This window comes from Escherichia sp. Marseille-Q3837, from assembly GCF_916618735.1.
Taxonomy (GTDB): Bacteria; Pseudomonadota; Gammaproteobacteria; order Enterobacterales; family Enterobacteriaceae; genus Escherichia; species Escherichia ruysiae.
Window position 1 is genome coordinate 4,054,115 of record NZ_CAKAKC010000001.1, and the last position, 10,983, is coordinate 4,065,097.

The window sequence follows — 10,983 nt, forward strand, 5'->3', positions numbered from 1 at the left end:
GGCATCTGGGCACAACTGCCTGATGCGTTTGTTATTTCCCCTTCCTCGCCGCCTCATACGCTGCCAACGTTCGTACTCTCGCTTCTTTGTGATCGACAATCGGCTCTGGATAATCCAGCTTCACACCCGCTTTCTCTGCCCACTTCCACGGCTCATGCACCGATTTTCCCGGCACATCGCGCAGCTCCGGTAACCACTGGCGGATAAACTCGCCTTCGCGGTCAAATTTCTCGCCCTGGGTTGTCGGGTTGAAAATACGAAAATACGGCGCAGCGTCGGTTCCGGTGGAAGCCGCCCACTGCCAGCCACCGTTATTGGCTGCCAAATCACCATCAATCAGCTGCGACATGAAATACCGCTCCCCTTCGCGCCAGTCGATCAACAAATCTTTCACCAGAAAGCTAGCTGTGATCATCCGCAGACGGTTATGCATCCAGCCAGTGCTGTTAAGCTGACGCATGGCGGCATCGACAATCGGGTATCCCGTTTTGCCTTCCTGCCAGGCCTTTAAATGCGCGGGATTGCTTTGCCACTGTACGCGGTCAGTCCAGGCAATAAACGGACGATGTTTACACAGCGAGGGGTAATACGTTATCAGGTGACGGTAAAACTCGCGCCAAATCAACTCATTAAGCCAGACGCTACCTGCCCCGCCCTCCATCGCCTGCGGTTGTTCCGCCAGCAGGCGATGTAAACACTGGCGAGGCGATAATCCTCCCGTTGCCAGACTAGCGGACAAACGGCTGGTGCCTTCCACTGCCGGGAAATCACGCTGTTGCTCGTACAGCCCTGCTCCGTTCTGGCAAAACTGGCGTAATTGCGCGATCGCCACTTTTTCTTCCACCGGGAAATATGCTGTGTCGAAAGGCTGACGAGGGTAATTCAGCGAAATGGATGGTGCGGGGTCTATCGATCCGCTACTACGTACTTTTGGTGCAGCGACGCACTCCGGCATCCCTTCCCGCAGCCGTTTCAGCCAGGCATTTTTAAATGGCGTAAAGACTTTGTACATCTCATAGTTACCGGTCATCACCGCGCCAGGTGGCAGGATCACGCTGTCATCAAATCCTTCACACACCACGTTACAAAGCGTTTTCTCAACCAGAGCATCCCGCGCTCGCTCATTCACTTCATACTGATAGTTATAAAACAAATGGGTAATGCCGTTTTCCACGCACACCTGTTTAACCATTTCGACGCTGGCAGCAAAGTCATCCACTTCATGAAATAACAAAGGAATACCTTTTTCCGCCAGCGCGATTTGTAGCCCGTTCAGTTGAGCATTGATAAGTTCAGCCTGACGCGGCGACATATTATGCGCTGCCCACTGCTGCGGTGTGGCAATAAACAGCGCCACCACGTGTGCAGATGAATTGCGGCAGGCAGCAGCCAGCGCGAGATTATCGTGCAGACGTAAATCCTGGCGAAACCAGACCAGATGGGTGGTCATAAAACTCCTGCATGGCGCAAGTTAATAACACGCGGCCAAAGTTCGAAATAACGTTGCCCTGAAAGCCAGGCATTAGGATAAAGCGCCATATAGTGTTTGATACGCATCAGCGGCGCAAGAAGCGGTTGCTCGCCACATCGATAACTGTCGATAAGCGCCGCCAGTTGCTGACGTTCTGTGGAATCAAGATGGGGACGAAAATACCCCTGAACGTGCATCAAAACGTTGGTGTGATCGCGCGGGTTGGCGGGGTGAGAAAGCAAAATAATTACGCGCTGGCGATACTGGTTGTAATACTCCTCCAGATTATGCCACTGGTGAATATCTGCCACGAACGGGCCGAGCTTGCGGTACTCGGGCTGAGAATGAGCCAGAAATACGAGTTTATAGCGGCTGTGATAATCGTTGAGCATACCGCGCGTTAAGCCTCGCTCTTTAAGACGGTGTAACTCGTGAAGCGCGAAGATACGGATTAGGGTGCTTTCATCAAAAAGTTGCTGATTCATTACTGCTCCTGAGCGGTTTACAGGAGTAAGTGTAGACGGCGAAAACAAAAAAACCGCCAGCGTTTCCGCTGGCGGTTTTCTTTGAACTTAGTGTTTAGCAATCAATAAAAATCACCGGTTGCCTTTTCGGCCTGATCCATCCACACCGGTTTCTCGCTGGTTTTCGACCAGACGCGATGCAGGTAGCTGTAAAAGCGGGCGCGGTCTTTCCAGAAAAGCATGAAAGGCAGCGCCAGAACGCCCGCTGCAACCGCATAAGTACGGCGTAAAAAGATAAGCCATGCAGGATATTCTCTGTAGAGTTCCATACTTTTCTCCCCCTTTTTGTATCTACCCGGTGAATGGCACCGGAAAAATGAATTTGTTTATCTGATGAAAATAGTACCGCCTTTTGTGTAATTTTACTACTCATCCGACCACTTATTTTTGCTTATTGATGGTTTATTTACATTCACCGTGTAATTAAGTTACATGAAAGTTAAATTAATACTAATCATTAGTTAAATCATGGCTTTTGCCATTTTTATACTTTTTTTACACCCCGCCCGCAGATTTTTGCGAAATCTTTGCAGCCAGAATTCTACCCTTCCGGTATCACTTTTAGGCCACTGGAGGTGCACTGTGAGTGCAGGCGTGATAGCCGGCGTATTGCTGGTGTTTTTATTACTGGGTTATTTGGTTTATGCCCTGATCAATGCGGAGGCGTTCTGATGGCTGCGCAAGGGTTCTTACTGATCGCCACGTTTTTACTGGTGCTGATGGTGGTGGCGCGCCCTTTAGGCAGCGGGCTGGCGCGGCTGATTAATGATATTCCTCTTCCCGGTACGGCGGGCATTGAGTGCGTACTCTTTCGCGCACTTGGCGTCTCTGGTCGCGAGATGAACTGGAAGCAATATCTCTCTGCCATTCTCTGCCTGAACATGCTGGGGCTGGCGGTGCTGTTTTTTATGTTGCTCGGTCAGCACTATCTGCCGCTTAATCCGCAGCAGTTGCCGGGGCTGTCGTGGGATCTGGCGCTCAATACCGCCGTCAGCTTTGTCACGAATACCAACTGGCAATCTTATAGCGGTGAAACCACGTTGAGCTATTTCAGCCAGATGGCGGGTTTAACAGTGCAAAACTTTCTTTCTGCCGCCAGCGGGATTGCGGTGATTTTTGCCCTCATCCGCGCATTTACCCGCCAGAGCATGAGCACGCTCGGCAATGCCTGGGTCGATCTGCTACGCATCACGTTATGGGTGTTAGCCCCTGTGGCGTTGTTGATCGCACTGTTTTTTATTCAACAAGGTGCGCTGCAAAATTTTCTGCCCTATCAGCCGGTGACGACCGTTGAAGGTGTACAACAACTGTTACCGATGGGACCAGTAGCTTCTCAGGAAGCGATCAAGATGCTCGGCACTAACGGCGGCGGTTTCTTTAATGCCAACTCGTCGCATCCGTTTGAAAACCCAACCGCACTGACCAACTTCGTGCAGATGCTGGCGATCTTCTTGATCCCAACGGCGCTGTGTTTTGCCTTTGGCGAAGTGGCGGGCGATCGCCGCCAGGGGCGCATGTTGCTGTGGGCGATGTCGGTGATTTTTGTCATCTGCGTAGGCGTGGTGATGTGGGCAGAAGTTCAGGGTAATCCGCATCTGCTGGCACTCGGCGCAGACAGCAACATCAATATGGAAGGTAAAGAGAGCCGTTTTGGCGTGCTGGTCAGTAGCCTGTTTGCAGTCGTGACTACAGCAGCTTCCTGCGGTGCGGTGATTGCGATGCATGATTCGTTTACCGCTCCTGGTGGCATGGTGCCGATGTGGTTGATGCAAATTGGTGAAGTGGTATTCGGCGGCGTTGGTTCTGGCCTTTACGGCATGATGCTGTTCGTCCTGCTGGCAGTGTTTATTGCCGGGCTGATGATTGGTCGCACACCGGAATATCTGGGTAAAAAGATCGACGTGCGCGAGATGAAACTGACCGCGCTGGCGATTCTGGTCACCCCGACGCTGGTGCTGATGGGCGCGGCGCTGGCAATGATGACCGACGCCGGACGTAGCGCCATGCTCAACCCTGGCCCGCATGGTTTTAGCGAAGTGCTGTACGCCGTGTCGTCCGCCGCCAACAACAATGGCAGCGCCTTTGCCGGCTTAAGCGCCAACTCACCATTCTGGAACTGTTTACTGGCGTTCTGCATGTTTGTCGGTCGCTTCGGGGTGATTATTCCGGTGATGGCGATTGCCGGTTCGCTGGTGAGTAAAAAGAGCCAACCCGCCAGCTCCGGCACGCTGCCTACGCACGGCCCGCTGTTTGTTGGCCTGTTAATCGGCACCGTGTTGCTGGTTGGCGCACTGACCTTTATCCCTGCCCTGGCGCTTGGTCCGGTGGCGGAATATCTCTCCTGATGATCTTGAGTGAGCACTGAATATGAGTCGTAAACAACTGGCGCTATTCGAACCAACACTTGTCGTTCAGGCGCTGAAAGAAGCGGTGAAAAAATTAAACCCGCAGGCGCAATGGCGCAATCCGGTGATGTTTATCGTCTGGATAGGCAGTCTGCTGACCACCGTTATTAGCATCGCGATGGCAAGCGGCGCGATGCCTGGCAATGCGCTGTTTAGCGCGGCAATTAGTGGCTGGCTGTGGATCACCGTGCTGTTCGCTAATTTCGCCGAGGCGCTGGCAGAAGGCCGCAGTAAAGCGCAGGCCAACAGTCTGAAAGGGGTCAAAAAAACCGCCTTTGCCCGCAAGCTGCGCGAGCCGAAATATGGCGCTGCGGCGGACAAAGTACCTGCCGATCAACTGCGTAAAGGCGATATCGTACTGGTAGAAGCTGGCGATATTATCCCCTGCGATGGTGAAGTTATTGAAGGGGGGGCATCGGTCGATGAAAGCGCCATCACCGGGGAATCGGCACCGGTGATCCGTGAATCCGGCGGCGATTTTGCCTCCGTCACTGGCGGCACGCGTATTCTTTCTGACTGGCTGGTGATCGCGTGCAGCGTTAATCCCGGCGAGACGTTTTTGGATCGGATGATCGCGATGGTGGAAGGCGCACAGCGACGCAAAACGCCGAACGAGATTGCCCTGACCATCCTGCTGATTGCCCTGACCATCGTCTTTTTACTGGCAACCGCAACGCTATGGCCATTTTCTGCCTGGGGCGGTAACGCGGTCAGCGTAACGGTACTGGTGGCGCTGCTGGTCTGTCTGATCCCAACGACTATTGGCGGCTTGCTTTCAGCGATCGGCGTCGCCGGGATGAGCCGGATGCTGGGCGCCAATGTGATCGCCACCAGCGGACGTGCCGTTGAAGCGGCAGGCGACGTTGACGTTCTGCTGCTGGATAAAACCGGCACCATCACGCTAGGTAACCGTCAGGCGTCGGAGTTTATCCCCGCGCAGGGCGTAGAGGAAAAAACGCTGGCCGATGCCGCACAACTGGCTTCGCTGGCCGACGAAACGCCGGAAGGCCGCAGTATTGTGATCCTCGCCAAGCAGCGTTTTAACCTGCGCGAGCGCGATGTGCAGTCGCTTCACGCTACTTTTGTGCCGTTTACTGCGCAAAGCCGGATGAGTGGGATCAACATCGACAACCGTATGATCCGTAAAGGTTCTGTCGATGCCATTCGCCGCCATGTTGAAGCTAACGGTGGTCACTTCCCTGCCGATGTCGATCAAAAAGTTGATAACGTTGCGCGTCAGGGTGCCACGCCGCTGGTAGTAGTAGAAGGTTCCCGTGTGCTGGGCGTTATTGCACTGAAAGATATCGTCAAAGGCGGCATAAAAGAGCGTTTCGCGCAACTGCGCAAAATGGGCATTAAAACGGTGATGATTACCGGCGATAACCGTCTGACTGCCGCCGCGATTGCTGCGGAAGCGGGCGTCGATGATTTCCTCGCCGAAGCGACACCGGAGGCCAAGCTGGCGTTGATTCGTCAGTATCAAGCAGAAGGCCGTTTAGTGGCGATGACCGGCGACGGCACCAACGATGCTCCGGCGCTGGCGCAGGCAGATGTCGCGGTGGCGATGAACTCCGGCACCCAGGCGGCGAAAGAAGCGGGCAATATGGTGGATCTCGACTCCAACCCGACCAAGTTGATCGAGGTGGTGCACATTGGCAAACAGATGCTGATGACCCGTGGCTCGCTCACCACCTTCAGCATCGCTAACGATGTGGCGAAATACTTCGCCATTATTCCGGCGGCGTTCGCGGCAACGTATCCGCAGTTAAATGCGCTGAACATTATGCGCCTGCATTCGCCCGACTCCGCCATTCTCAGTGCGGTGATTTTCAACGCCTTGATTATCGTCTTTTTGATTCCTCTGGCGTTAAAAGGCGTGAGTTATAAACCGCTTACGGCTTCTGCCATGTTGCGCCGTAACTTATGGATTTACGGTCTGGGTGGGCTGCTGGTGCCGTTTATCGGTATCAAAGTGATTGATTTACTGCTGACCGTTTGCGGTCTGGTGTGAGGGTTACCATGCGTGGATTACGTCCGGCATTATCGACATTTCTCTTTCTGTTATTGATTACCGGCGGTGTTTACCCGCTGCTGACCACCGCGCTGGGGCAATGGTGGTTTCCCTGGCAGGCCAACGGTTCGTTGATTCGTGAAGGTGATACGGTACGCGGCTCAGCGTTAATCGGGCAGAATTTTACCGGCAACGGCTATTTTCATGGTCGCCCATCGGCAACGGCAGAAATGCCCTATAATCCACAGGCTTCTGGCGGGAGTAATCTGGCGGTCAGTAACCCGGAGCAGGATAAACAGATAGCTGCACGCGTTGCCGCCTTACGGGCAGCAAACCCGGATGCCAGCACGAGCGTTCCGGTTGAACTGGTGACGGCGTCGGCAAGCGGGCTGGACAATAACATTACCCCGCAAGCGGCGGCCTGGCAGATCCCACGCGTGGCGAAAGCGCGTAATCTCAGCGTTGAACAGCTCACGCAACTGATCGCAAAATACAGCCAACAACCGCTGGTGAAATTTATCGGCCAGCCGGTCGTCAACATTGTTGAACTCAATCTGGCGCTGGATAAACTTGATGAATAACGAACCCTTACGTCCCGACCCCGATCGTCTGCTGGAACAAACTGCCGCGCCGCATCGGGGGAAGCTAAAAGTTTTCTTCGGTGCCTGTGCAGGCGTCGGGAAGACCTGGGCGATGCTGGCAGAAGCACAGCGACTGCGGGCGCAAGGGCTGGATATTGTGGTTGGCGTGGTAGAAACCCACGGTCGGAAAGATACTGCCGCAATGCTGGAAGGGCTGGCTGTTCTGCCGCTAAAACGCCAGGCGTACCGTGGGCGGCACATCAGCGAGTTTGATCTCGATGCCGCCCTCGCCCGCCGTCCGGCACTGATCTTAATGGACGAACTGGCGCACAGTAATGCGCCAGGTTCCCGTCATCCCAAACGCTGGCAGGACATCGAAGAGCTGCTGGAAGCTGGCATTGATGTTTTCACTACCGTTAACGTTCAGCACCTGGAAAGCCTGAACGATGTGGTCAGCGGCGTCACCGGAATTCAGGTACGGGAAACCGTGCCCGATCCTTTTTTCGATGCCGCCGACGACGTGGTGCTGGTGGACTTGCCCCCGGACGACCTACGTCAACGGCTGAAAGAAGGCAAAGTCTACATTGCCGGGCAGGCGGAGCGCGCCATTGAACATTTTTTCCGCAAAGGCAATCTGATCGCCCTGCGCGAACTGGCTCTGCGCCGTACTGCCGATCGCGTAGATGAGCAAATGCGCGCCTGGCGGGGGCACCCTGGCGAAGAGAAAGTCTGGCACACGCGTGACGCGATCCTTTTATGCATCGGCCATAACACCGGCAGCGAAAAACTGGTTCGCGCAGCGGCGCGGCTGGCGTCAAGGCTGGGGAGCGTCTGGCACGCGGTGTATGTTGAAACCCCTGCCCTGCACCGCTTACCGGAGAAAAAACGTCGGGCAATTCTCCGCGCCTTACGTCTGGCGCAGGAGCTGGGCGCAGAGACGGCAACACTTTCTGATCCAGCGGAAGAAAAAGCCGTAGTGCGTTATGCCCGTGAACATAATCTCGGCAAGATTATTCTCGGTCGTCCGGCCTCGCGCCGCTGGTGGCGTCGGGAAACGTTTGCTGACCGACTGGCGCGCATCGCCCCCGATCTCGATCAGGTGCTGGTCGCGCTTGATGAACCACCCGCCCGCACGATTAACAACGCGCCGGATAGCCGCTCTTTTAAAGACAAGTGGCGGGTACAGATTCAGGGATGCGTGGTTGCCGCCGCGTTATGCGCCGTTATCACCTTAATTGCCATGCAGTGGCTGATGGCGTTTGATGCCGCCAACCTGGTGATGCTGTATCTGTTAGGCGTAGTAGTGGTGGCGCTATTTTATGGGCGCTGGCCTTCAGTGGTCGCCACCGTCATTAATGTGGTGAGTTTCGATCTCTTTTTTATCGCCCCACGCGGCACGCTCGCCGTCTCTGATGTGCAGTATCTGCTGACCTTCACGGTGATGTTAACCGTCGGACTGGTGATCGGGAACCTTACTGCTGGCGTGCGTTATCAGGCGCGGGTAGCCCGCTACCGCGAGCAACGCACACGACACTTATATGAAATGTCGAAAGCTCTGGCTGTGGGCCGCAGTTCGCAGGATATCGCCGCCACCAGCGAACAGTTTATTGCCTCCACGTTTCATGCTCGCAGTCAGGTGTTGCTGCCTGATGACAATGGAAAATTGCAGCCAATGACACATCCGCAAGGAATGACGCCGTGGGACGATGCCATCGCGCAGTGGAGTTTTGATAAAGGCCTGCCTGCGGGCGCGGGCACCGACACGTTACCCGGCGTGCCGTACCAGATTTTGCCGTTAAAAAGCGGCGAGAAAACCTACGGTCTGGTGGTGGTGGAACCGGGGAATCTGCGCCAGTTGATGATCCCGGAACAGCAGCGCCTGCTGGAGACGTTTACGCTGTTAGTTGCCAATGCCCTGGAACGCCTGACGCTGACCGCCAGCGAAGAACAGGCGCGGATGGCAAGCGAACGTGAACAGATCCGCAACGCCCTGCTGGCGGCACTTTCGCATGATTTACGCACTCCGCTTACGGTGCTGTTCGGTCAGGCTGAAATCTTAACGCTCGATCTGGCAAGCGAAGGATCGCCCCACGCCCGCCAGGCCAGCGAGATTCGCCAGCATGTGCTGAACACTACCCGACTGGTGAATAATCTACTGGATATGGCGCGAATTCAGTCCGGCGGCTTTAATTTGAAGAAAGAGTGGTTAACGCTGGAAGAAGTGGTCGGCAGCGCGCTGCAAATGCTGGAACCGGGATTATCGTCGCCCATCAACCTTTCTCTGCCAGAACCGCTGACTTTAATCCACGTTGACGGACCACTCTTTGAACGGGTGCTGATTAATCTGCTGGAGAACGCGGTGAAATACGCGGGTGCGCAGGCCGAAATTGGTATTGATGCCCACGTTGAGGGCGAGAAGCTACAACTGGATGTCTGGGATAATGGCTCCGGTCTTCCGCCAGGCCAGGAGCAGACGATATTCGATAAGTTTGCGCGTGGGAATAAAGAATCGGCGGTGCCGGGTGTAGGGCTTGGGCTGGCAATTTGTCGGGCGATTGTGGATGTACACGGCGGCACCATTACCGCGTTCAACCGACCGGAAGGTGGTGCCTGTTTTCGTGTTACACTTCCCCAGCAAACTGCCCCTGAACTTGAAGAATTTCATGAGGATATGTGACAAACGTTCTGATTGTTGAAGATGAACAGGCTATTCGTCGGTTTCTGCGCACGGCGCTGGAGGGCGATGGTATGCGCGTCTTTGAGGCCGAAACGCTGCAACGCGGCTTACTGGAAGCGGCAACCCGCAAGCCGGATTTAATTATTCTCGATCTCGGTCTGCCCGACGGTGATGGGATTGAGTTTATCCGCGACCTGCGCCAGTGGAGCGCGGTGCCGGTGATTGTGCTTTCCGCACGTAGTGAAGAGAGCGACAAAATCGCCGCGCTGGATGCCGGAGCTGATGATTACCTGAGTAAACCGTTTGGCATTGGCGAATTGCAGGCGCGTCTGCGCGTCGCTTTACGCCGCCACTCAGCTACCGCCGCGCCCGATCCGGTGGTGAAATTTTCTGATGTTACCGTCGATTTAGCGGCTCGGGTGATCCATCGCGGTGAAGAGGAGGTGCATCTTACCCCGATTGAGTTTCGCCTGCTGGCGGTGCTGCTTAATAACGCCGGGAAAGTGCTCACCCAGCGCCAGTTACTCAACCAGGTGTGGGGGCCAAATGCGGTTGAACACAGCCACTATTTGCGGATTTATATGGGGCATCTGCGGCAAAAACTGGAACAAGACCCGGCTCGGCCTCGCCATTTTATTACTGAAACCGGTATTGGGTATCGGTTTATGCTTTGAATGTTTATTCATTTTTCATGCTTTAAATTTTAACCTTAGTTCTGCTGAAATATTATTCGGCCGAACTAAGGCACCTGCGAATAAAAAACAATGAACTCACAATCTCAAAACAACAAGATAACAATCTATTCTGGGTCATTGATGCTTAATGATTAAGCGATTTAGATTTGATTATTTTTTTGATCTTCTTCACAGATCGGAGACTTTTCATGGATAGAATAATTTCACCTTCAACTGATACAGAAAAAGGTAAAGGAAAATGGAAAATAATAACCGTGCAATGCCTCATATAAGGCGAACAACTCATATTATGAAGTTTTCCCATCGCAATAGCTTTGACTTTCATTTCTTTAATGCCCGCTAGTCTTCTGACTAAAGGGCACCTCAAAATACAGGTCTCCCTGTCTTTAAGCATAACAGGTTAATACCTGTATCCCCTGGTGCTCATACATTGCTAACCCTTTTATACCCTTATTAATTCAGATCGCTACGCCGCAATCTGGATAGGTAGAGTATTGCCAGTTACCGGGCTGGTCGGGTTATTGCATCTACAAAAAGCAAACTACTGATTTATTTATCAGGGGTGATGTTTTGCTTTTTTCCGGCGTTATCAATTTCTCTTTTGAGAAATTGAGGACCT

The 10,983-nt window shown here is 53.9% G+C and carries 11 protein-coding genes; 8 read left to right on the forward strand and 3 right to left on the reverse strand.

The features are described from left to right. Window positions 1-31: 31 nt before the first annotated feature. The 3 genes from phrB to LG381_RS19580 form a co-directional block, all read right to left on the reverse strand. On the reverse strand, window positions 32-1,450 hold the full coding sequence (gene phrB / locus LG381_RS19570; protein WP_225762805.1) for a deoxyribodipyrimidine photo-lyase: 1,419 nt from the start codon (window positions 1,448-1,450) through the stop codon (window positions 32-34). Continuing rightward, on the reverse strand, window positions 1,447-1,956 hold the full coding sequence (locus tag LG381_RS19575) for a YbgA family protein (protein WP_222680011.1): 510 nt from the start codon (window positions 1,954-1,956) through the stop codon (window positions 1,447-1,449). Before LG381_RS19575 ends, phrB begins: the two co-directional genes overlap by 4 nt. 101 nt (window positions 1,957-2,057) lie before the next feature. Continuing rightward, window positions 2,058-2,264: a YbfA family protein gene (locus LG381_RS19580; protein WP_000424926.1), complete on the reverse strand. Its 207-nt coding sequence runs from the start codon at window positions 2,262-2,264 to the stop codon at window positions 2,058-2,060. Window positions 2,265-2,577: 313 nt separating this feature from the next. Between LG381_RS19580 and kdpF the strand changes: the two genes are divergently transcribed. The 8 genes from kdpF to speFL all read left to right on the forward strand — a co-directional run bounded on the left by kdpF (window position 2,578) and on the right by speFL (window position 10,707). After that, window positions 2,578-2,667: a K(+)-transporting ATPase subunit F gene (gene kdpF / locus LG381_RS19585; RefSeq protein ID WP_001365534.1), complete on the forward strand. Its 90-nt coding sequence runs from the start codon at window positions 2,578-2,580 to the stop codon at window positions 2,665-2,667. Further along, window positions 2,667-4,340, forward strand: a complete 1,674-nt coding sequence (gene kdpA / locus LG381_RS19590; protein ID WP_225762806.1) for a potassium-transporting ATPase subunit KdpA — start codon at window positions 2,667-2,669, stop codon at window positions 4,338-4,340. Before kdpF ends, kdpA begins: the two co-directional genes overlap by 1 nt. Before the next feature lie 22 nt (window positions 4,341-4,362). After that, window positions 4,363-6,411, forward strand: coding sequence for a potassium-transporting ATPase subunit KdpB (gene kdpB / locus LG381_RS19595; protein ID WP_225762807.1), 2,049 nt, complete (start codon window positions 4,363-4,365; stop codon window positions 6,409-6,411). 8 nt (window positions 6,412-6,419) lie between these two features. Then, window positions 6,420-6,992 (forward strand): K(+)-transporting ATPase subunit C, encoded by a 573-nt coding sequence (gene kdpC / locus LG381_RS19600; protein WP_222680009.1) that lies wholly within the window; start codon window positions 6,420-6,422, stop codon window positions 6,990-6,992. After that, the gene (gene kdpD, locus LG381_RS19605) at window positions 6,985-9,669 is read left to right on the forward strand and encodes a two-component system sensor histidine kinase KdpD (protein WP_225762808.1); all 2,685 of its coding nucleotides are present in this window, start codon (window positions 6,985-6,987) and stop codon (window positions 9,667-9,669) included. The genes kdpC and kdpD overlap by 8 nt, the downstream gene beginning before the upstream one ends. Then, window positions 9,666-10,343, forward strand: coding sequence for a two-component system response regulator KdpE (gene kdpE, locus LG381_RS19610; protein ID WP_000186069.1), 678 nt, complete (start codon window positions 9,666-9,668; stop codon window positions 10,341-10,343). Before kdpD ends, kdpE begins: the two co-directional genes overlap by 4 nt. Before the next feature lie 167 nt (window positions 10,344-10,510). After that, window positions 10,511-10,636: a TonB-dependent receptor gene (locus LG381_RS22450; protein WP_071987928.1), complete on the forward strand. Its 126-nt coding sequence runs from the start codon at window positions 10,511-10,513 to the stop codon at window positions 10,634-10,636. Then, the gene (gene speFL, locus LG381_RS19615; protein WP_107164369.1) at window positions 10,603-10,707 is read left to right on the forward strand and encodes a leader peptide SpeFL; all 105 of its coding nucleotides are present in this window, start codon (window positions 10,603-10,605) and stop codon (window positions 10,705-10,707) included. The genes LG381_RS22450 and speFL overlap by 34 nt, the downstream gene beginning before the upstream one ends. Window positions 10,708-10,983: the final 276 nt, after the last annotated feature.